Below are 20,469 nucleotides of genomic sequence, written 5' to 3'. Positions count from 1 at the left end.
AGCCGGGCCGGCGCCACACCCACGGACGATCCGGGCACAGACCCGGACGCCTCGAGACGACCGGGGAAACGCCAAGGGAGGGATCGATGATCGCATTCAAATGGAAGGCCCTGGCCGCGCTCGCGCTGCTGGCCGCCACCACCGCCGGCACCAGGGCGGAGGTGGACAGCGTCACCATCGCCCGCCAGCCGAGCCTCGGCCACCTGCCGCTGATGATCATGGAGGACCGCGGCCTGCTGGAGAAGGCCGCCGCCGCCCGCGGCGTGCCGAACCTGAAGGCGCGCTACATCAAGCTCGCCGGCGGCGCGGCCATGAACGACGGGCTGCTCTCCGGCGCCATCCAGTTCGCCGCCGGGGGCGTGCCGCCGCTGGTGCTGCTGTGGTCGAAGACCAGGGACAGCGGCAATCCCGTGAAGGCCGTCTCGGCCATGAACTCCATGCCGTTGTGGCTCAACACCTCCAATCCCAATGTGAAGTCGCTGAAGGACTTCACCGAAAAGGACAAGATCGCCCTGCCGGCGGTGAAGGTGTCGGTGCAGGCCATGTTCCTGCAGATGGCCGCCGAGAAGGAGCTGGGCGCGGCGCAGCGCAACGCCCTCGACAAGCTGACCGTCACCCTCTCCCACACGGACGGGATGGCGGCGCTCCTCGCCGGCAACGAGGTGACGGCCCACTTCACCGCCGCCCCGGTGCAGGAGCTGGAACTCAGGAAGCCCGGCGTGCGCACGGTGCTGAACACCTATGACATCCTCGGCCAGCCCTCCACCTTCAACGTGGTGTGGACCACCACGCGCTTCGCCGGGGACAATCCGAAAGTCACCGGCGCCTTCTTCGCCGCGCTGGAGGAGGCCATCGCCCTCATCAACGCCGACAAGGCCGCCGCCGCGCGGGACTATGTGCGCCTCGCCGGCGACGCCAGCGACGTGGCGCTCATCGAAGGCATTCTCAACGACCCTCAGGTGCGCTTCACCACCACGCCCGAGGCCATCGGCAAGTATGTGGACTTCATGGCCCGCACCGGCGCCATCGCCGCCAAGGCCGACAGCTGGAAGGATTTGTTCCTGCCCGCCGTGCACGACAAGCCCGGCAGCTGAGGCGCCGCCTATTGCGGCAGCGCCGCCGAGATGCGCTGGGCGGCATCCAGCAGGACCGGCAGGAAGCCCGTCTTCATGGTGTCGAGGGAGGTGCGCCCCTCGTGGGTGGAGACGTTGAGCGCCGCCAGCACCTCGCCCCGGCGGTTGCGCACCGGCACGGCGATGGAGCGCAGCCCCAGCTCCAGCTCCTGGTCCACCAGCGCCCAGCCCTGCCGGCGCGCGCCTTCCACCGCCTCCTTCAGGGCGACCATGGTGCCGACGGTGCGCGGCGTGCGCTTCTCGATCTTCACCCGGTCATAGAAGACCGCGAGCTCCGCCGGCGGCAGGCCGGCGAGCAGCACCCGCCCCATGGAGCTGCAATAGGCCGGCAGCCGCGAGCCGATGGACAGGCCGATGGTCATCACCCGCGCGGTGGGCACGCGCGCCACATAGACGATGTCCTCCCCGTCCAGCACCGAGAGGGAGCAGGATTCCTGGAGGGTGTTCACCACGTCGCGCATCACCGGCTGGGCCACCTCCCACATGGGAAGGGAGGAGAGATAGGCGAAGCCGAGATCCAGCACCTTGGGGCGCAGGGCGAAAAGCTTGCCGTCCGTCTCCGCATAGCCCTCGCGCACCAGGGTGAGCAGGAAGCGCCGCGCCGCCGCGCGGGTCAGGCCCGTGTGCTGGGCCACCTCGCTCAGCGTCATGCGGGGCTTGTACGGGCTGAAGGCGCGAATGACCTCCAGCCCGCGCACGAGGGACTGGACATAGTCCTTGTCCTCGCCCGCCTCGCCCGTCCTCATGCCCCCTCCCCGGTCCCGCGGCGCGCCGAATCCGGCGCCCCCTCCTGCGCCGGCGCATTATAGGGGGCCGGCCCGGCGTGCCCAGCCGCAGCCGCGCTGGCGGCCATGAGGCGCGCGTCTCGCCAGGCCACCCGCGCGTCCCACTCCTCGAGGGGCAGCAGCGCCCGGCGCTCGGCGGCGGCGCGGGCCACGAGGGCGTCGTCCCATTCGTCCGGCTGGCCGTGCTCGGCGCCCATCTGGCGATAGCGCTCGCCCATGCGGCGGGCATGCTCCTCCAGGCCGCCGCGATAGTTGAGGTCGGCCGTCTCGAACGGGCCGACGATGGACCAGCGCAGCCCCAGGCCGGAGGTCATCACCCGGTCGATGTCGGCCACGTCGGCGATGCCTTCCTTCAGCATCCAGTACGCCTCGCGCAGCACGGCGCCCTGCAGGCGATTGTAGATGAAGCCGTTCACCTCGCGCTTCAGCACCACCGGCGCCTGGCCGACGCGGGCCATGAGGGCGCGGGTGCGCTCCGCCACCTCGGGATCGGTGAAGGGGGCGGGCACGATCTCCACGATGGGCAGCAGATGGGGCGGATTGGCCGGGTGGGCGACGAGGCAGCGGGCCCGCCCCGGAAGGTCGCCGGCGAATTCCGACGCCGGCAGCGAGGAGGTGGAGCTGGCGAGCACCGCATCGGGCCGCGCCAGCTCGTCCATGGCGCGGAACAGCGAGGTCTTCAGGTCGAGCCGCTCGGGCACGTTCTCCTGCACATGGACGGCGCCGTCGAGGGCGGCGGCGAGGCTGTCGGCCACGCTGACCCGCGCCATCACCTCGCGCGGGACCTCGGCGAGGAGGCCATGGGCGGCGAGCGCGGCGAGGCGCTCGGCCACGGCGGGCAGGACCGCCCGGCGCACCGCGGCGGAGGCGTCGTGGACCCGCACGGTCAGCCCCGCGCGGGCGAACACGATGGCCCAGCCCACCCCCATGCTGCCACCCCCCACGAGGGCGACGCCGCCGTCCTGTCCTTCGCTCATTCCGGCCGCCTTTGTGCGAATTTGATATTTTATGTTCGTAATGCGAACAAAACTGAAAGGCAAGCCATCCAATTTGGGGCCCCTCGCTCGCAGCATCGGAAACACACGATATTTCATGCGCCTGCATGAAGCTTGTTTAATTCCAAGCCTTCATTACGCAGGTGCAGCATCGAATCTGCTTGACGACCGCCGCGCCACGGCCGTACCAAATTGCGCATAAATGTTCGCTATTCGCACACCAGAAAGCGCCAGACAGATCCCATGACGGACGCCTTCATCTGTGATGCCGTGCGCACCCCCATCGGGCGCTACGCCGGCGGCCTCTCCTCGATCCGGCCCGACGACCTCGCCGCCCATGTCATCCGTGCGCTGGCGGCGCGCAGCCCCAGGCTGGACGCCGCCCGGGTTGAAGACGTGATCTTCGGCTGCGCCAACCAGGCCGGCGAGGACAACCGCAACGTGGCCCGCATGGGCGCGCTGCTCTCGGGCCTGCCCATCGAGGTGCCCGGCTCCACCATCAACCGCCTGTGCGGCTCGGGCATGGATGCGGTGGGCACCGCCGCCCGCGCCATCAAGGCAGGCGAGGCGGATCTCCTGATCGCCGGCGGCGTCGAGAGCATGAGCCGCGCGCCCTTCGTGATGGGCAAGGCGGACAGCGCCTTCTCCCGCGCCGCGAAGATCGAGGACACCACCATCGGCTGGCGCTTCGTCAATCCGGCCATGAAGGCGCTGCACGGCACGGACTCCATGCCGGAGACGGCGGAGAACGTGGCGGAAGACTTCCAGATCTCCCGCGCCCGGCAGGACGCCTTCGCGCTGGAGAGCCAGCGCCGCGCCGCGGCCGCCTGGGCCGAGGGCCGCTTCGCCGACGAGATCGTCCCGGTGCCGGTGCCCCAGCGCAAGGGCGACCCCAAGCTGTTCGACCGCGACGAGCACATGCGCCCCGACACCACCCTCTCGGACCTCGCCCGCCTCAAGGGCGTGGTCAAGCCGGACGGCACGGTGACCGCCGGCAACGCCTCGGGCGTCAATGACGGGGCGGCGGCCCTGCTCATCGCCTCGGAAGCGGCGGCGGCGCAGCACGGCCTCACCCCCAGAGCCCGCGTGCTCGGCATGGCCACCGCCGGCGTGCCGCCGCGCATCATGGGCATGGGCCCGGCGCCGGCCACCCGCAAGGTGCTGGAGAAGGTGGGCCTGAAGCTCTCCGACATGGACGTGATCGAGCTCAACGAGGCGTTCGCCGCCCAGGGTCTCGCCGTGCTGTCCGACCTCGGCCTGCCGGACGATGCGGCCCATGTGAACCTCAACGGCGGCGCCATCGCGCTGGGCCACCCGCTCGGCATGTCGGGCGCGCGGCTCGTGGGCACCGCGATGCACCAGCTTCACCGCACCGGCGGCCGCTACGCGCTCGCCACCATGTGCATCGGCGTGGGCCAGGGCATCGCCGTCGTCATCGAGCGCGTCTGAGCGCGCCGCGAACCGTTCCCCCAGGAGGAAGACGTGAAGATCAAGGCCAAGATCGCTGCCAGGAGCGCTGTAAAGACCGCTGTAAAGACCACCTGCGCCCTCAGCGCCGCGCTCCTCGCCAGCGCGATGATGGTCGCGCCGGCGGCCGCCCAGTATGCCGGCGGCGGCGTGAAGGTCGGCGTGCTCACCGACATGTCCGGCGCCTATTCGGACCTCGCCGGCGCCGGCTCGGTCGAGGCGGCGAAGATGGCCATCGAGGACTTCGGCAAGCCCATCAACGGCAAGCCGGTGGAGCTCGTCTCCGCCGACCACCAGAACAAGGCGGACGTGGCCTCCGCCACCGCCCGCAAGTGGTACGACACGCAGGACGTGGACGCCATCTTCGACATCAACGGCTCGGTGGCGGCCCTCGCCGTGCGCGAGGTGGCGAAGGAGAAGGGCAAGGTCGACATCAATTCCGGCGCCGCCTCCATGGCGCTCACCAACAAGGCCTGCTCGCCCACCGGCCTGCACTGGACCTACGACGTCTATTCGCTGGCCGCCGGCACCGGCAACGCGCTGGTGAGCGAGGGCTTCAAGACCTGGTACTTCATCACCGCCGACTACACCTTCGGCCACGATCTGGAGAACCAGGTGGCGAAGATCGTGAAGGAGAAGGGCGGCACCGTGAAGGGCTCCGTGGCCCATCCCTTCGGCTCCTCGGACGTGTCGTCCTATTTGCTCCAGGCCCAGGCCTCCGGCGCCAAGATCATCGCCATGGCCAACGCCGGCTCCGACACCATCAACACCATCAAGCAGGCCCGCGAGTTCGGCATCACCCAGGGCGGGCAGACGCTGGCCGCCCTGCTGCTGTTCCTCACCGACATCCATTCGGTGGGCCTCGACGCCGCCCAGGGCATGGCGCTGACCACCGGCTTCTACTGGGACACGGACGACAAGACCCGCGCCTTCTCCAAGCGCTTCGCCGAGCGCATGAAGGGCAAGATGCCCACCATGGTGCAGGCCGGCGTCTATTCCTCCGTGCTGCACTATCTGAAGTCCGCCGAGGCCGCCGGCACCGACGAGGGCGTGAAGGTGATCGCCAAGATGCGCGAGCTGCCCATCGACGACATGTTCGCCAAGAACGGCAAGATCCGCGAGGACGGCCGCATGGTGCACGACATGTACCTCGCCAAGGTGAAGGCGCCGAAGGACTCGAAGGGTCCGTGGGACTATTACGACATCGTCCGCGTGATCCCCGGCGACGAGGCGTTCCAGCCGCTCAGCGAGAGCGCCTGCCCGCTGGTGAAGAAGTAGTCTCAAGCGCGCCGGGCCGTCCTCCCCTGTCCGGCGCGCCCTCGGGCGCTCACGCGCATCCGGCGCGGGGCGCCCGGGGTCTTTTTTTCCGACGCATCCCCGCGCCGTCCGGACACCCGCCGGAGGACGCTGCCACGAAGGCGAAGCCCATGCTGTTCCATGTCGAGATGCAGGTGAACATCCCCCACGACTTCCCGGCCGAGAAGGCGGACGCCGTCAAGGCGGCGGAGAAGGCCTACGCGCAGGACCTCCAGCGGCAGGGCAAGTGGGTGCACCTGTGGCGCATCGCCGGGCGCTACGCCAACGTCTCCATCTTCGACGTGGAGAGCGTGGACGAGCTGCACACCCTGCTCTCCTCCCTGCCCCTCTTCCCCTTCATGGACATCACCGTGACGCCGCTGGCGCGCCACCCCTCCGCCATCTGACGCGCCCGCCACCGGACGAGCCCCGCCCATGATCGACAAGACCAGACCCGACACGGCGAGCTGCGTCGCCGACATCCCCGATGGCGCGACCATCCTCGTGGGCGGCTTCGGCGGCGCCGGCATGCCCCACGAGCTGATCGACGCGCTGATCGCGCGCGCGCCGAGGGACCTCACCATCGTCTCCAACAATGCCGGCAACGGCACGGCGGGCCTTGCCGCCCTGCTCGCCGCCGGCCTCGTCCGCAAGGTGGTGTGCTCCTTCCCCCGGCAGGCGGATTCCCACGTGTTCGACGGCCTCTACCGCTCGGGCAAGCTGGAGCTGGAGCTGGTGCCGCAGGGCAACCTCGTGGAGCGCCTGCGCGCCGGCGGCTCCGGCATCGGCGCCTTCTTCACCCCCACCGGCTACGGCACGCCCCTCGCCGAGGGCAAGGAGACGCGGGTGATCGACGGGCGCGGCTATGTGCTCGAATATCCCATCAAGGGCGACTTCGCGCTGATCAAGGCGCGGCAGGGCGACCGCTGGGGCAACCTCGTGTTCCGCAAGACCGCCCGCAACTTCGGGCCGGTGATGGCCACCGCCGCGAAGGTGACGGTGGCGCAGGTGGAGGAGATCGTGCCCCTCGGCAGCCTCGACCCGGAGGTGATCGTCACCCCCGGCGCGTTCGTGAGCCGGGTGGTGGCCGTGGGGACGGGAGGCGCGCGATGAGCGACGTCGCGACTGAGGTGAAGCTCTGGACCCGCGCCGAGATGGCGCAGCTGATCGCCGCCGACATCCCGGAAGGGGCGGTGGTGAACATCGGCATCGGCATGCCCGAGCTGGTGGCCGACCACCTGCCTCGGGACAAGGAAATCCTGCTGCAGAGCGAGAACGGCCTGCTCGGCATGGGGCCGACGCCCGGCGCCAACGAGATCGACTGGGACCTCATCAACGCCGGCAAGCAGCCGGTGACGCTGCTGGAAGGCGGGGCGATCTTCGACCACACCCTCTCCTTCACCATGATGCGCGGCGGCCATCTCGACATCGCCATCCTCGGCGCCTTCCAGGTGGCGGAGAACGGCGACCTCGCCAACTGGGCCACCAACGACCCCAACGCCATCCCCGCCGTGGGCGGCGCCATGGACCTGGCGGTGGGCGCCCGCAACGTGTTCGTGATGATGGAGATGCTCACCAAGAAGGGCGAGTCGAAGCTGGTGCACCGCTGCACCTACCCGCTCACGGGGGTGGCCTGCGTCTCGCGCATCTACACCGACCATGCGGTGATCGACATCGGCCCGGACGGCTTCGTCGCCCGCCGCCTTGCGCCCGGCCTCACCCTCGACGAGCTGAAGCGCCGCGCCGGCATCGAGATCCACGCGGCCTGAGAGCGGCCGGAGGCCGTCACGCGCCGGCCTCCGCGGCCTTTTCACGCCGTCATCCCCGGCTCGTCCGGGGGATCCACCCTGCGGCGGGGCTGGCGCCCGGCCTTCGGGCGCGGCATGAGACAGCCCGCACCGTTTCTCTGAAGGGAGACCCGCCTTGCCCTACATGATCGAGACCTTCGACAAGCCGGGCACGCTCGACCTGCGCGCGGCGACCCGCGACGCGCACCTCGCCTTCCTCGACGCGCACAAGGCCCTGCTGCTGGCCTGCGGCGCCAAGCTCGACGACGACGGCAATGCCGCGGGCGGCGGGCTCTATGTGGTGGCGCTGGAGACGCGGGCGGAGGCGGCCGCGTTCATCGCCGCCGACCCCTTCTTCAAGGCCGGCCTGTTCGAGCGCGTGGTGATCAACCGCTGGCGCAAGGCCTATGTGGACGGCGTGTGCTACCTGCCGGAGGCCGGCCGATGAGCGCGCCTGCCCGCACCCTCGTCACCGGCGGGGCCGGCGGCATCGGCCTTGCCGTGGCGCGCCGGGAGATCGCGGCGGGCCGCGCCGTGATCGTGCTCGACCGCGAGGCGCCGCCGGCGGACCTTACCGCCCGCGTCATCGCAGTGAACCTGATGGACGAGGCCGCCACCGCCGCCGCCCTCGCGGAGGCGCTCGCCGAAGGCCCCGTTACCCGTCTCGTCAACAACGTGGGCATGGTGCGCCCGGCGACGCTGGACGACACCACCCCGGAGGACTTCGCCGCCGTCATGCGCCTCAACCTCGGCGTCGCCATCCAGGCGACGCAGGCGCTGCTCAAGGGCATGCGGGCGGCGCGCTTCGGACGGGTCGTCAACGTGTCGAGCCGCGCCGCCTACGGCAAGGAGCTGCGCACCGCCTACGCATCCAGCAAGGCAGGGCTGCTGGGCGCCACCCGCACCTGGGCGCTCGAGCTGGGCAAGGACGGCATCACGGTCAATGCGGTCGCCCCCGGCCCCATCGCCACCCCCCTCTTCACCGCCGCCAACCCGCCCGACGCGCCGCGCACCCGCGCCATCGTGGAGGCCATCCCGGTGGGCCGCATGGGCACGCCGGAGGACGTGGCGGAGGCGGTGGCCTTCTTCCTGTCGGATGCCTCCGGCTTCATCACCGGGCAGACCCTGCCGGTGTGCGGCGGCATCACGGTGGGCAAGGGCGCGGTGTAGAGGCGGCCATGGACCTGCATGGCCCTGCACATCCGAAGGTTCCCTGGCCGACATGCCCGGAGCATGTCCCGGCCCATGAAGGCGACATCCACCAGCAGGATCACCACGGCCCGCGAGCCGGATGCAGCGTGAGGACCGCAGCATGAGCCAGAATCCCCGCTGGGTGCAGCGCCCCGAAGGCTCCACCTGGGGCGACTTCGGCCCGGACGACCAGCTCGGCCGGCTGAACCTCGTCACCCCCGAGAAGGTGCGCCAGGGCATCGCCGAGGTGCGCGAGGGCCGGACCTTCTGCCTCTCCCTGCCCCTCGACCGGCCGGGCGGCAAGGCGCTGAACCCGCGCCGCGGCCCGCCCGTGCTCGCCGCCACCGGCCCGGCGGAGAAGCCCCGCTACAACCAGTGCCTCTGCCACGACGAGGCCGGGCTGCTGGACGTGGTGAGCGACGACAAGGTGGAGATCACCCTCCAGTATTCCACCCAGTGGGATTCGCTGGCCCATGTGGGCGCCATGTTCGACGCCGACGGCGACGGGGTGGCCGAGCCGGTCTATTACAACGGCTTCCGCGCCGGCATCGACACCATCGGCCCGCGCGAGGCGGCCATGCGCGGCATCCCGGTCGGGGCGCGCAAGCTCGGCATCGAGACGCAGGCGGTGCACGGCGTGCAGGGCCGCGGCGTGCTCGTCGATCTCGCCCACCATTTCGGCGAGGCGCGGCGGATCGTCGGCCATGACGACCTCATGCACGTCCTGGAGGCCGACCGCGTCGCGGTGGAGACGGGCGACATCCTGTGCCTCCATACCGGCTTCGCCGCCGTGGTGATGCGCGCGGACGGCGCGCCGGACCCGGACGTGCTCGCCAATGCCTGCGGCGTGCTCGACGGGCGGGACGAGCGCCTCCTCCAGTGGATCAGCGACAGCGGCATCGCCGCCCTCGCCGCCGACAATTATGCCGTGGAAGCCCTGCCCGCCCGGCCGGCGGCGCGGCCCGAGCATGCGGTGATGCCGCTGCACCACCACTGCCTGTTCAAGCTCGGCCTGCCGCTGGGCGAATTGTGGTGGCTCACGGATCTGGCCGCCCATCTGCGCGCGGCGGGCCGCAGCCGCTTCCTCCTCACCGCTCCGCCCTTGCGCCTGCCCGGCGCGGTGGGCTCTCCTGTCACCCCCATCGCCACCGTGTGACGCGCGGCGCGCGACCTCTCTCCCCGGAGACCCGGATGCCCTTCCTCGCCCTTGACGGCCGCACCACCCACTATGCCCTGGAAGGGGCGGCGGACGCGCCGGTCCTCCTCCTCGCCAACTCGCTCGGCACCAGCTTCCCGGTGTGGGACGCGGTGATGCCGGCGCTCACCTCCCGCTTCCGCGTGCTGCGCTACGACATGCCCGGCCACGGCCTCTCCGACGCCGCCCCGCTGCCCGACGAGGCCACCGGCTATTCCATCGCCGGCCTCGCCGGAAACGCGCTGGCGCTGCTCGACGCCCTCGGCATCGGCAAGGCCCATGTGTGCGGCCTCTCCATCGGCGGCATGGTGGCCCAGCATCTGGCGGCCCATGCGCCGGCGCGGGTGGACCGGCTGGTGCTGTGCGACACCGCCATGCGGATCGGCCCCGCCTCCGTGTGGAACGAGCGCATCGCCGGCATCCGCCGCGACGGCCTTCCCGCCATCGCCCCGGGGGTGATGGCGCGCTGGTTCACCGACGGCTTCCGCGAGCGGGTGCCGCACATCGTGCGCGGCTACGCCAACATGGTGGCCCGCACCACGCTGGAGGGCTATGTCGGCTGCGCCCTGGCGGTGCGCGACGCGGACCTCACCGGCTCGGCCGCGGGCATCAAAGCGCCGACCCTCGTGGTGGTGGGCGACAAGGACCCCTCCACGCCCCCCGCCGCCGCCGAGGCGCTGGCCGCCGCCATCCCCGGCGCCCGCCTCGCGGTGATCGCCGACGCCTCCCACATTCCCTGCGTGGAGCAGCCGGAGACCCTGGCCCGCCTCCTCCTCGCGCATCTGGCGGGCTGATGCCGCACCTGCCCTTGCGGCAGACCGGCAAAGGCGGCCCGCCGCCCGGTCCGGAGCTTGGCGGGCGGCCGCGGGCGCGCTAGACAACTGGTCATCCGATCAGATTGGGGCAATCTGATCGGAGCGCGCTCCAGCCATGGAGCGCCGGCAGCGCGGGACGCAGCAGCATGAACGCCTGGATTCCCACGCTGGCGGCCTTCGTGGCGATGGTCACGGCCGGGGCGGTCGGCATGCTGCTGGCGCGGCGCCTGCCCGAGGCGTGGCTCGCCGAGGGATCGGTCAAGAGCCTGAAGGCGGGCATGGCCCTGGTCGCCACCATGTCCTCCCTGCTCCTTGGCCTGATGGTGAATTCCGCCCGCTACAATTTCAGCGAGGCCTATTCCGACGTCCAGAAGTACGCCGCGGCCCTCCAGATGACCGACCTGGAGCTGTTGAGCTTCGGCGCCCCTGCCTGCCCGGCCCGCCTCACCCTGCAGGACTACGGCAGGCGGCTCATCGCCGAGACCTGGTCCGAAGACCCCGGCCTCTCGCCCGCCGGCGGCGCGGACCCGGCATTGAAGGTGCTGCTGCGCTTCGACGGCGCGCTGCGGGCGCTGGCGCCCGCCACCGACGATGAGAAGCAGCTGCGCGGCAGCCTCCTGTCCCTGTCCCAGCAGCTGGTGGAGTTCCGCTGGAAGGTCTCCGGCGTCGCCCGCACGGCCACGCCCGTCGCCTTCATCGTGGTGGTGATCTGCTGGTTCACGCTTATCTTTCTCTATGTGGGCGTCTTCGCCCCGCGCAATCCGCTGGTGATGGCGGGGCACGTGCTTGCCATGGCCGGCATTTCCGCCGCCATCTTCCTGGTGGCGGAGATGGGCGAGCCCTTCGCCGGCCCCATCCGGGTGCCGCCCGGCCCGGTGGTCCGGCTGCTGCAGCGCATGGCGGCGGAGCCCTGCCCCGCCGTCCCCGCGCCCCCGGCGCCCGCCCGCCCCGGCTGACGCCCCGGGCCGCCGCCGAGGGAGACAGAACCGCAAGACGCGGGAGGGATGCACGATGCGCAAGCCGTTCTACAAGGTGCTCTACGTTCAGGTGCTGTGCGCGGTGGCGGCGGGCGTCGTGCTCGGCGTCGTCTACCCGCACCTCGGCGAGGCGATGAAGCCGCTCGGCGACGGCTTCATCAAGCTGGTGAAGATGATCATCGCGCCCGTGGTGTTCTGCACCGTGGTGGCGGGCATCGCCGCCATGGGCGACGTGAAGCGCGTCGGCCTCGTGGGGGGCAAGGCGCTGCTCTATTTCGAGGTGGTCTCCACCTTCGCCCTCCTCGTCGGCCTCATCGTCGGGCGGACCCTGCGCCCCGGCGACGGCTTCAACGTGGACCCGGCGACCCTCGACACCAAGGCGGTGAGCAGCTTCGCCTCCCAGGCCGCCCATTCCTCCACCACGGATTTCATCCTGCGCATCGTGCCGGAGACGCTGGTGAGCGCCCTGACCAGCGGGGAGATCCTGCAGGTGCTGCTGGTGTCGGTCCTCGCCGGCTTCGCCCTCAATGCCCTCGGCGAGGAGGGCGAGCCCATCCTCAGGGCCGTGCGCAAAGCGGAGAAGCTGGTCTTCGGCATCGTCGCCATCGTCATGCGAGTAGCGCCGGTGGGAGCGTTCGGCGCCATGGCCTACACCATCGGCGCCTACGGGCTCAAATCCATCGGCAACCTCGCCGAGCTGATCGCCACCTTCTACCTCACCGCCATCCTGTTCGTGGTGGTGGTGCTCGGCACCATCGCGCGGGTGGTGGGGTTCAACATCTTCAAGCTGCTGCGCTACATCCGCGAGGAGCTCCTGATCGTGCTCGGCACCTCCAGCTCGGAGAGCGCCCTGCCGGCCCTGATGCGCAAGCTGGAGGCGGCGGGCGCGCCGAAATCCGTCGTCGGCCTCGTGGTGCCCACCGGCTATTCCTTCAACCTGGACGGCACCAACATCTACATGACGCTGTCCACCCTGTTCATCGCCCAGGCGACGAACACCCCACTGAGCCTCCAGCAGGAGCTGACCATCCTCGCGGTGGCCATGCTCACCTCCAAGGGGGCGGGCGCCGTCGCGGGCGGTGGCTTCATCACCCTCGCCGCGACGCTGCAGGTGGTGCCGGACATCCCGCTCGCCGGCATCGCCCTGCTGCTGGGCATCGACCGCTTCATGTCCGAGTGCCGCTCCCTCACCAACTTCGTCGGCAATGCGGTGGCGACCCTCGTCGTCGCCCGCTGGGAGGGGCAGCTCGACCTGGCGCGGCTCACGGCGGTGCTGGACCGGACCGCGGCGGAGGAGGAGCAGGCGGCGGGGCTTCCCCACGCGCCGCCTCCCGTGGTGTGAGGTGGCCGGCGGAGGTGCCCGGTCGCGGGCGGCCCCGTCCGGCCTGCGCACCCGCCGGAGCCGCCCGATACCACTGCGACGACGATGCTGCTTCGGCCTGAGCAAGGCCTCGCAGAGCGGCACATTTCACGTATATCGCGCGTTAAATGCACCGTTCCGGCGCGACCGGGAACGGCAGGTTGATGCCCTTCAGGCGAAGGCCTCAAAGCCGACGCCGGAGCGGGACCGAGGCGAGAGCGGCCAAGCCTTTGCCGGCGCCCGGATTTCGCTCCCGCGGCGGCGCGGGCGGACGCCGGCGCCTCCTGATGCCGAAGGCGCCGAAACCGCCGAACCTCCCGAAGCGATCAGACCGAGCGCATCAGCCCGCCATCCACCTTGAGATTCTGGCCGGTGATGTAGCCGGCGCCCTCGGAAGCGAGAAAGGCGACGGTGGCGGCGATCTCTTCGCTGGTGCCGTAGCGCTGCATCGGCACGGCGTCGCGGCGCTCCCCGGTCGCCGGCAGGCTGTCGATCCATCCGGGCAACACGTTGTTCATGCGCACGTTTTCGGCGGCGTAGGTGTCGGCGAAGATCTTGGTGAAGGCCGCGAGCCCCGCCCGGAACACCGCCGAGGTGGGGAACAGCGCGGTGGGCTCGAACGCCCAGGCGGAGGAGATGTTCACGATCGCCCCGCCCTTCTGCGCCACCATGACGGGAGTGACGAGCCGGGTCGGCCGGATCACGTTGAGCAGGTAGGTGTCCATCCCCTGGTGCCACTGATCGTCGGTGATGGCGAGGATAGAATCCCGCGGCCCGTGCCCGGCGCTGTTCACCAGCACATCGATGCGGCCCCAGCGGGCCATCACCGTGTCCACCAGCGCGGCGAGGTCGTCCGGGGACTGGTTGGAGCCGGTAAAGCCAATGCCGCCAAGCTCTTGCGCCAGCGCCTCGCCCTTGCCGGAGGAGGAGAGGATGGCCACCTTGTAGCCGTCCCGCGCCAGGCGCCGGGCCGAGGCGGCGCCCATGCCCGATCCGCCCGCTGTCACCACCGCGACCTTGTCCTGTATCATTGGCGTTCCCTGTGCTTTCTGGCGGCATCGCCCGGAAGGCCGGGACGGGCCGGCGCGCGCGCCCACCGGTTTCCGCATATTTCGCCGCGGAAATCCACCGCGCGACGCAACGTCACTCCCGGGGGCCGCCCGGGGCGAACGGGGGGAATGTTCCATGATGTGGACTGACGGCGCCGGCGGCGCGGCGGGCCGGGACAGCGGTTGACAACCCCTGCCGGAATTCGCTCATTAAGGACAGATGCCGGTCGCAGGCCGGGGCCCGGCAAGACCCCGCCTCACCCCCGCGGCAGGGTCCAGAAAACAAACACGGTCCACCATATGGACCTTATATTGGAAACGTACGGAACCGCAGGTTCCCGGAGGGCGCTTATGGAAACGGCTCACGGCAGCCGGCTCGCAGCCGGCTGGATCCCCGCCGCACCTGTCATGGCCGGCGCCGCGGCCCCCATCCGCCCCGAGGCGAGGAGCCGCGCATGATCGCCCTGGACCGGCCCGCCGATGCCGACGCGGACCTGCCCCGCGGCCTCCTCAACCGGATCGCCGCCGGCATCGACGCCGTGCTCGGCACCATCGTGGAAGTCGCGGTGGCGCTGCTCGTGGCCGCCGAGGTGGTGATCCTGTTCGCCGGCGTGATCGCCCGTTTCGTCGTGCACCGGCCGCTGGTGTGGTCGGACGAGCTCGCCTCCATCCTGTTCCTCTGGCTTGCCATGCTGGGCGCCGTGGTGGCCCTGCGCCGCAACGAGCACATGCGCATGACCGCCCTCGTGGGCAGCGCCCCGCCGCGCATACGCGCCTTCCTGGACGTGGCGGCCATCGGCGCGGCCTTGGCGTTCCTCATTTTCCTGCTGCCGTCGGCGGCGGAATACGCCCATGAGGAGATCTTCATCACCACCCCGGCGCTGGAGATCCCCAACATCTGGCGCGCCGCGGCGCTGCCGGTGGGCCTCGGGCTCATGATCGCCTTCGCGGTGCTGCGCCTGGTGCGGATGAAGTCGCCCGCGAACACACTGGCCGCGCTCGCCACGGTGGCGGCGCTGTGTGCCGCCTTCTGGGCGCTGGAGCCGGTGTTCCGCCAGCTCGGCAACTACAATCTGCTCATCTTCTTCGTGGGCATCGTGGCGGCCTGCGTGCTGGCGGGAATCCCCATCGCCTTCGCGTTCGGCCTCTCCATCTTCGGCTATCTGGCGCTGACCACCCGCACGCCGCTGATGGTGCTGGTGGGCCGCATGGACGAGGGCATGAGCCACATCATCCTGCTTGCCGTGCCGCTGTTCGTCTTCCTCGGCCTGCTCATCGAGATGACGGGCATGGCCAAGGCCATGGTGGGCTTCCTCGCCAGCCTGCTCGGCCATGTGCGCGGTGGCCTGCACTATGTGCTCATCGGCGCCATGTACCTGGTCTCCGGCATCTCCGGCGCCAAGGCGGCCGACATGGCGGCGGTCGCCCCCGTGCTGTTCCCGGAGATGAAGGCGCGCGGCGCCAAGCCCGGCGACCTCGTCGCTCTGCTTTCCGCCACCGGCGCGCAGACCGAGACCATCCCTCCCTCCCTCGTGCTGATCACCATCGGCTCGGTCACCGGCGTGTCCATCGCCGCTCTGTTCACCGGCGGGCTCCTGCCGGGCGCGGTGCTCGCCCTCACGCTCGGCTTCGTGGTGTGGCACCGCTACCGGGGGGAAGACCTCTCCGGCGTGCGCAAGGCCACCGGCGCCGAGATCCGCCGCACCCTCGTCATCGCCTTTCCGGCGCTGGCCCTGCCGTTCGTGATCCGCGCCGCGGTGGTGGAGGGCGTCGCCACCGCGACGGAAGTGTCCACCATCGGCATCTTCTATTCCATCGCCGTGGGCCTCATCGTCTACCGCCAGTTCGACTGGCGGCGCCTCAAGCCCATGCTGGTGGACACGGCCTGCCTCTCGGGCGCCATCCTGCTCATCATCGGCACCGCCACCGGCATGGCCTGGGGCCTCACCCAGTCGGGCTTCTCTCACGCGCTGGCGGAAGCCATGAAGGGCCTGCCGGGCGGCGCCGTTACCTTCATGGCGGTGTCCATCGTCGCCTTCGTGATCCTCGGCTCGGTGCTGGAGGGCATTCCCGCCATCGTGCTGTTCGGGCCGCTGCTGTTCCCCATCGCCCGCGCCGTGGGCATCCACGAGGTGCACTACGCGATGGTGGTCATCCTGGCCATGGGCATCGGCCTGTTCGCCCCGCCCTTCGGGGTGGGCTATTACGCCGCCTGCGTCATCGGCCGGGTGGAACCGGCGGAGGGCATGAAGCCCATCCTCGCCTACATGCTGGCGCTCCTCATCGGCACCATCGTCGTCGCCGCCGTGCCGTGGATCTCCATCGGTTTCCTGAGGTAGGCGACGGCGATCTCCCAGGGCGCGCGGAGGCCGGCGCATCCGCGCCGTGAACCGCTCAAGCGCCGCGCGGGCTTGACCAACGGCCGATGAGCCAAGCTCACCGGCCGACACCATGCCCGCACGCATCGCCGCCGGGGATCAGGCCGTCAGCCGGCCCACCGCGTCGCGCCAGGCTGCGAGGCGGGCCTGCCGCGCCTCCCCCGTCATGGCGGGAGCGAACCTGCGGTCCAGCCGCCAGCGCGCCGCGAATGCCTCCGGCGGCGGGAAGAAGCCGCACGACAGCCCGGCGAGATAGGCCGCGCCCATCACCGTGGTCTCCTTCTCCGCCGGCCGGTCCACCGGCGCGCCGATGAGATCGGCGAGCCGCTGCATGGTGTAATCCGAGGCGGTCATGCCCCCGTCCACCCGCAGCACCGTCGCGGCGCCGGCGCCGGGCCAGTCGGCATGCATGGCGTCGATGAGATCGCAGGTCTGGAAGCACACGCTCTCCAGCGCCGCGCGGGCGAGCTCCGCCGGCCCGGTGCCGCGGGTGAGGCCGAACAGCGCGCCCCGCACCTCCGGCCGCCAATACGGCGCGCCGAGCCCCACAAAGGCCGGCACCAGGATCACGTCCTGCGTCTCGTCCGCCCCCGCCGCGAGGCGGTCGCTGTCACCCGCCTGCGCGATGATCCTCAGCCCGTCGCGCAGCCACTGCACCGCCGCGCCGGCGACGAAGATGGAGCCTTCCAGCGCATAGGTGCGCTTGCCGCCGATCTGGTAGGCGATGGTGGTGAGCAGGCGATTGCGGGAGGCGACCGGCGTCTCCCCCGTGTTCAGGAGGGCGAAGCAGCCGGTGCCGTAGGTGGACTTCACCATGCCGGGGGCGAAGCACGCCTGCCCCACCATCGCCGCCTGCTGGTCCCCCGCCATGCCCCGCACCACGATGGGCCCGCCGAACAGCGCCGGATCGGTCACGCCGAAATCCGCCGCGCAGTCGCGCACCTCCGGCAGCAGGGCCGCCGGCACGCCGAACACGGCGAGGAGGTCCGCGTCCCACGCCCCCGTGTGGATGTCGAACAGCAGGGTGCGGGCCGCGTTGGTGGCATCGGTGGCGTGCACACGGCCGCCGGTGAGGCGGAACAGCAGGAAGCTGTCCACCGTGCCGAAGGCGAGGTCCCCCCGCTCCGCCCGCGCCCGCGCGCCCGGAACGGCGTCGAGGATGTGGGCGATCTTGGTGGCGGAGAAATACGGGTCGATGACGAGCCCGGTGCGTGCGCGTACCAGCGCGCCATGGCCGTCCGCCTCGAGGCGGGCGCAGGCATCCGCCGTGCGCCGGTCCTGCCAGACAATGGCGCGATGGATGGCGCGGCCCGTCGCCCGCTCCCACACCAGCGTGGTCTCGCGCTGGTTGGTGATGCCGATGGCGGCGATGTCGGCGGCCGCGGCACCCGCCTTGTCCAGCGCCTGCCGGCAGCAGGAAAGGACCGTACCGAAGATGTCCTCCGCCTCCTGCTCCACCTGGCCCGAGGCGGGGAAATGCTGCGGCAGCTCCTGCTGCGCCGAGGCGGCGACGGAGCCGTCCGGCCGCACCAGCAGCGCCCGCGAGGAGGTGGTGCCCTGGTCGATGGCGAGGATATAGGCGGCCAATGGTCCCTCCCGTTGTTCTTGTTCAGCCTCCGGCGCGGCGGGCGGCCATATAAGCGTCGAGGACCGCCGCCTCCTGCGGGGCCGTGCGCAATCCGAGTTTCGAGCGGCGCCAGAGCACGTCCTCGGCGGTCATGGCCCATTCCCGGTCCATGAGCCAGTCCACCTCCCGCGCGCACAGATGGGCGCCGAACCAGTCGCCCAGATCCTCCTCCTCCCGCACCCCGTCGAGCAGGTGGAAGGCGCAGGTGCCGTAGGCCCGGGCAAGACGCTTGAGCAACGCCGGGTCGAGCGCCGGAAAGGCGGTGCGCAAGGCCTTCACCAGATGCTCGAAGCCCTGGCGGGGGAACCCGCCGCCGGGCAGCGGCGCCGATCCGGTGAAGGGCTCGCCCATGGCCGGCAGATGCGGCGCCAGGCGCTCCAGGGCTGCTTCCGCCAGCCGGCGATAGGTGGTGATCTTGCCGCCGAAGACGGACAGCAAGGGCGCCCCGCCCTCCGGCGCGTCGAGGGCGAGCACATAGTCGCGGGTCGCCGCCTGCGCCGCCGGGGCGCCGTCGTCATAGAGGGCGCGCACCCCGGAATAGGTCCACACCACCTGCGCCGGCGTGATGTGGGCGGCGAAGTATTCGCTCGCCGCCGCGCACAGATAGGCCACCTCCTCGGGGCTCGCCGCCACGTCCTCCGGCCGGCCGGAATAGTCCCGGTCGGTGGTGCCGATGAGGGTGAAGTCGGTCTCGTACGGAATGGCGAAGATGATGCGCCCGTCCCCGTTCTGGAAGATGTAGCAACGGTCATGGGCATAAAGCCGCCGCACCACGATGTGGCTGCCCTGCACCAGCCGCACGTGCGCCGCCGCCTTCACCTTCAGCACGTCGAGCACGTCCCCCGCCCAGGGCCCGGCGGCATCCACCAGGACGCGGGCCCGCACCTCCTCCCGGCGCCCCGCCACCTCGGACGTGATGACCCAGCAGCCCTCCGCCCTCCGGGCGTCCACCACCTGCGTGCGCGTGCGGATGTCGGCCCCGCGCTCCGCCGCGTCCCGGGCGTTGAGCGCCACGAGGCGGGAATCCTCCACCCAGCAATCGGAATATTCAAAGCCTCGCACCAGTTCCGGCTTCAGTGGCGCCCCGGCCGGATCACGCCGCAAATCCAGCGTGCGGGTGGGCGGCAGCAGGCGGCGGCCGCCGAGATGGTCGTAGATGAACAGGCCGAGGCGCAGCAGCCACGCCGGGCGCAGGCCCGGATGGTGCGGCAGCACGAAGCGCAATGGCCAGACGATGTGGGGGGCGATGCCCCACAGCACCTCCCGCTCGGCCAGCGCCTCCCGCACCAGGCGGAACTCGCAATATTCAAGATAGCGCAGCCCGCCATGGATGAGCTTGGTGGATGCAGAGGAGGTGCCCGACGCCAGGTCCGCCTTCTCGAACAGCACCACGGACAGGCCGCGCCCCGCCGCATCCCGCGTGATGCCACAACCGTTGATGCCGCCGCCGATCACGGCGAGGTCGAAGACGCGCGCGTTGTCCCCCATCGCCGCCTCTCAGGGTTGGAGGGCGTTTCACCGGGCAAACGGATTCAATTTGCCCGGATCACGCTCCGGGGCCGCGACCGGGAATCAGCGCGTCCTCCGATGCTGACGATGCCTTGCCCTGCGGCAACGTCAACGCGCTTTGCGCAGCCGCCTTCAGAGCCCGATCAGCCCGCCGGCGGTGAAGCCACCGTCCACCGCAATGGTCTGGCCGGTCACATAGGAGGACCGGGCTTCGTCGAGGAGGAAGGCGACGGCGCCGCAGATCTCATCCGGCGCGGCGGTGCGGCGCAGGGGCACGGTCCTCATCCAGCCCGCGCGGGTCTCGGGCGTGAGCAGCTCGCGCACCAGGGGCGTCTCCACCGGGCCGGGAGCGACATCATTCACGCGGATGCCGAAGGGCGCGAGCTCCACGGCAAGGATCCGGGTGAGCATCACCACCCCGCCCTTGGACGCGCCATAGGCCGACCGCCCCAGGTTGCCCTTGAGCCCGGAGATGGATGCGATGTTGACGATGGAGCCGCCGCCCGTCTCCTTCATGGCCTTCGCCGCCTCCCGCGCCACCAGGAAGGTGCCGATGAGGTTCACGTCGAGGATCTTCCGGAACAACGCCACCGAGGTCTCCAGCGCCGGCACGTCGCGGGCGATGCCGGCGCAGTTCACGACGCCCTTGAGAGGGCCGAAGGTCGCGGCGATGCGGGCGACCAGGGCTTCCACCCGGGGCTCGTCGGCAATGTCCGCCTGCTGGAGGCGCACGCCATCGCCATGGGCTGAAAGCGCGGCGCCGGCACGGGAGAGGTTCTCCGCGAGCAGATCCACCACCACCACGCGCCAGCCCTGCCGCAGCAGGTCCTCCGCCACCGCGAAGCCGATGCCCGATGCCCCGCCCGTCACGATCACGCTGCCCGTCTGCGCCACGGCCCCCTCCG

Annotated in this window: 19 protein-coding genes; 13 read left to right on the top strand and 6 right to left on the bottom strand. The window is 70.9% G+C overall.

Going from position 1 to position 20,469, the window contains the following annotated elements:
* Positions 1-86 precede the first annotated feature (86 nt).
* A complete protein-coding gene (locus V5F59_RS01830) occupies positions 87-1,094 on the top strand; it encodes an ABC transporter substrate-binding protein (protein ID WP_393981851.1) in 1,008 nt (335 codons plus the stop codon).
* Between the two features lie 8 nt (positions 1,095-1,102).
* On the opposite strand, the gene V5F59_RS01825 is transcribed toward V5F59_RS01830, so the two are convergent.
* A complete protein-coding gene (locus V5F59_RS01825; RefSeq protein ID WP_393981849.1) occupies positions 1,103-1,879 on the bottom strand; it encodes an IclR family transcriptional regulator in 777 nt (258 codons plus the stop codon).
* A complete protein-coding gene (locus tag V5F59_RS01820) occupies positions 1,876-2,895 on the bottom strand; it encodes a 3-hydroxyacyl-CoA dehydrogenase (RefSeq protein ID WP_393981847.1) in 1,020 nt (339 codons plus the stop codon). Before V5F59_RS01820 ends, V5F59_RS01825 begins: the two co-directional genes overlap by 4 nt.
* Before the next feature lie 261 nt (positions 2,896-3,156).
* Between V5F59_RS01820 and pcaF the strand changes: the two genes are divergently transcribed.
* The 11 genes from pcaF to V5F59_RS01765 all read left to right on the top strand — a co-directional run bounded on the left by pcaF (position 3,157) and on the right by V5F59_RS01765 (position 12,983).
* Positions 3,157-4,362, top strand: a complete 1,206-nt coding sequence (pcaF, locus tag V5F59_RS01815; RefSeq protein WP_393981845.1) for a 3-oxoadipyl-CoA thiolase — start codon at positions 3,157-3,159, stop codon at positions 4,360-4,362.
* Positions 4,363-4,488: 126 nt separating this feature from the next.
* The gene (locus V5F59_RS01810; protein ID WP_393982123.1) at positions 4,489-5,658 is read left to right on the top strand and encodes an ABC transporter substrate-binding protein; all 1,170 of its coding nucleotides are present in this window, start codon (positions 4,489-4,491) and stop codon (positions 5,656-5,658) included.
* Positions 5,659-5,807: 149 nt separating this feature from the next.
* Complete coding sequence (catC, locus tag V5F59_RS01805) at positions 5,808-6,083, top strand: muconolactone Delta-isomerase (protein ID WP_393981843.1); 276 nt, start codon at positions 5,808-5,810, stop codon at positions 6,081-6,083.
* 31 nt (positions 6,084-6,114) lie between these two features.
* Complete coding sequence (locus V5F59_RS01800; RefSeq protein ID WP_445329489.1) at positions 6,115-6,789, top strand: 3-oxoacid CoA-transferase subunit A; 675 nt, start codon at positions 6,115-6,117, stop codon at positions 6,787-6,789.
* Complete coding sequence (locus V5F59_RS01795) at positions 6,786-7,445, top strand: 3-oxoacid CoA-transferase subunit B (RefSeq protein ID WP_393981839.1); 660 nt, start codon at positions 6,786-6,788, stop codon at positions 7,443-7,445. Before V5F59_RS01800 ends, V5F59_RS01795 begins: the two co-directional genes overlap by 4 nt.
* A gap of 163 nt (positions 7,446-7,608) precedes the next feature.
* A complete protein-coding gene (locus tag V5F59_RS01790; protein ID WP_393982122.1) occupies positions 7,609-7,911 on the top strand; it encodes a YciI family protein in 303 nt (100 codons plus the stop codon).
* Positions 7,908-8,633: an SDR family NAD(P)-dependent oxidoreductase gene (locus V5F59_RS01785; RefSeq protein WP_393981837.1), complete on the top strand. Its 726-nt coding sequence runs from the start codon at positions 7,908-7,910 to the stop codon at positions 8,631-8,633. The genes V5F59_RS01790 and V5F59_RS01785 overlap by 4 nt, the downstream gene beginning before the upstream one ends.
* A 142-nt stretch (positions 8,634-8,775) precedes the next feature.
* On the top strand, positions 8,776-9,810 hold the full coding sequence (locus V5F59_RS01780; protein WP_393981835.1) for a cyclase family protein: 1,035 nt from the start codon (positions 8,776-8,778) through the stop codon (positions 9,808-9,810).
* 35 nt (positions 9,811-9,845) lie between these two features.
* Positions 9,846-10,643 carry a 3-oxoadipate enol-lactonase gene (gene pcaD / locus V5F59_RS01775; RefSeq protein ID WP_393981833.1) on the top strand — a complete coding sequence of 266 codons (798 nt, stop codon included), beginning with the start codon at positions 9,846-9,848 and terminating at the stop codon, positions 10,641-10,643.
* Between the two features lie 167 nt (positions 10,644-10,810).
* Positions 10,811-11,620 (top strand): bestrophin-like domain, encoded by an 810-nt coding sequence (locus V5F59_RS01770; RefSeq protein WP_393981831.1) that lies wholly within the window; start codon positions 10,811-10,813, stop codon positions 11,618-11,620.
* Between the two features lie 55 nt (positions 11,621-11,675).
* Positions 11,676-12,983, top strand: coding sequence for a dicarboxylate/amino acid:cation symporter (locus V5F59_RS01765; protein WP_393981829.1), 1,308 nt, complete (start codon positions 11,676-11,678; stop codon positions 12,981-12,983).
* Positions 12,984-13,327: 344 nt separating this feature from the next.
* Here the strand turns inward: V5F59_RS01765 and V5F59_RS01760 are convergent, their stop codons facing one another.
* Positions 13,328-14,032: an SDR family oxidoreductase gene (locus tag V5F59_RS01760; RefSeq protein ID WP_393981827.1), complete on the bottom strand. Its 705-nt coding sequence runs from the start codon at positions 14,030-14,032 to the stop codon at positions 13,328-13,330.
* 473 nt (positions 14,033-14,505) lie between these two features.
* On the opposite strand from V5F59_RS01760, the gene V5F59_RS01755 reads away from it, so the two are divergent.
* Positions 14,506-16,389 (top strand): TRAP transporter large permease, encoded by a 1,884-nt coding sequence (locus V5F59_RS01755; protein ID WP_393981825.1) that lies wholly within the window; start codon positions 14,506-14,508, stop codon positions 16,387-16,389.
* 138 nt (positions 16,390-16,527) lie between these two features.
* On the opposite strand, the gene glpK is transcribed toward V5F59_RS01755, so the two are convergent.
* The 3 genes from glpK to V5F59_RS01740 form a co-directional block, all read right to left on the bottom strand.
* Positions 16,528-18,015, bottom strand: a complete 1,488-nt coding sequence (gene glpK / locus V5F59_RS01750) for a glycerol kinase GlpK (RefSeq protein ID WP_393981823.1) — start codon at positions 18,013-18,015, stop codon at positions 16,528-16,530.
* Positions 18,016-18,037: 22 nt separating this feature from the next.
* A complete protein-coding gene (gene glpD, locus V5F59_RS01745; RefSeq protein ID WP_393981821.1) occupies positions 18,038-19,543 on the bottom strand; it encodes a glycerol-3-phosphate dehydrogenase in 1,506 nt (501 codons plus the stop codon).
* A 153-nt stretch (positions 19,544-19,696) separates the two neighbouring features.
* Positions 19,697-20,458, bottom strand: coding sequence for an SDR family NAD(P)-dependent oxidoreductase (locus tag V5F59_RS01740; RefSeq protein ID WP_393981819.1), 762 nt, complete (start codon positions 20,456-20,458; stop codon positions 19,697-19,699).
* Positions 20,459-20,469: the final 11 nt, after the last annotated feature.

This window comes from Xanthobacter nonsaccharivorans, assembly GCF_043194755.2.
Classification (GTDB): domain Bacteria; phylum Pseudomonadota; class Alphaproteobacteria; order Rhizobiales; family Xanthobacteraceae; genus Xanthobacter; species Xanthobacter autotrophicus_G.
The sequence above is the reverse complement of the archived record's forward strand: the minus strand, read 5'-3'. Positions and strand labels throughout refer to the sequence as shown.

Excerpts from the sequence above, each read along its gene's own strand:
- V5F59_RS01830 (WP_393981851.1), top strand. The coding sequence starts at position 87 with ATGATCGCATTCAAATGGAAGGCCCTGGCCGCGCTCGCGCTGCTGGCC.
- V5F59_RS01825 (WP_393981849.1), bottom strand. The coding sequence starts at position 1,879 with ATGAGGACGGGCGAGGCGGGCGAGGACAAGGACTATGTCCAGTCCCTC.
- V5F59_RS01820 (WP_393981847.1), bottom strand. The coding sequence starts at position 2,895 with ATGAGCGAAGGACAGGACGGCGGCGTCGCCCTCGTGGGGGGTGGCAGC.
- pcaF (WP_393981845.1), top strand. The coding sequence starts at position 3,157 with ATGACGGACGCCTTCATCTGTGATGCCGTGCGCACCCCCATCGGGCGC.
- V5F59_RS01810 (WP_393982123.1), top strand. The coding sequence starts at position 4,489 with ATGATGGTCGCGCCGGCGGCCGCCCAGTATGCCGGCGGCGGCGTGAAG.
- catC (WP_393981843.1), top strand. The coding sequence starts at position 5,808 with ATGCTGTTCCATGTCGAGATGCAGGTGAACATCCCCCACGACTTCCCG.
- V5F59_RS01795 (WP_393981839.1), top strand. The coding sequence starts at position 6,786 with ATGAGCGACGTCGCGACTGAGGTGAAGCTCTGGACCCGCGCCGAGATG.
- V5F59_RS01790 (WP_393982122.1), top strand. The coding sequence starts at position 7,609 with ATGATCGAGACCTTCGACAAGCCGGGCACGCTCGACCTGCGCGCGGCG.
- V5F59_RS01785 (WP_393981837.1), top strand. The coding sequence starts at position 7,908 with ATGAGCGCGCCTGCCCGCACCCTCGTCACCGGCGGGGCCGGCGGCATC.
- V5F59_RS01780 (WP_393981835.1), top strand. The coding sequence starts at position 8,776 with ATGAGCCAGAATCCCCGCTGGGTGCAGCGCCCCGAAGGCTCCACCTGG.
- pcaD (WP_393981833.1), top strand. The coding sequence starts at position 9,846 with ATGCCCTTCCTCGCCCTTGACGGCCGCACCACCCACTATGCCCTGGAA.
- V5F59_RS01770 (WP_393981831.1), top strand. The coding sequence starts at position 10,811 with ATGAACGCCTGGATTCCCACGCTGGCGGCCTTCGTGGCGATGGTCACG.
- V5F59_RS01765 (WP_393981829.1), top strand. The coding sequence starts at position 11,676 with ATGCGCAAGCCGTTCTACAAGGTGCTCTACGTTCAGGTGCTGTGCGCG.
- V5F59_RS01760 (WP_393981827.1), bottom strand. The coding sequence starts at position 14,032 with ATGATACAGGACAAGGTCGCGGTGGTGACAGCGGGCGGATCGGGCATG.
- V5F59_RS01755 (WP_393981825.1), top strand. The coding sequence starts at position 14,506 with ATGATCGCCCTGGACCGGCCCGCCGATGCCGACGCGGACCTGCCCCGC.
- glpD (WP_393981821.1), bottom strand. The coding sequence starts at position 19,543 with ATGGGGGACAACGCGCGCGTCTTCGACCTCGCCGTGATCGGCGGCGGC.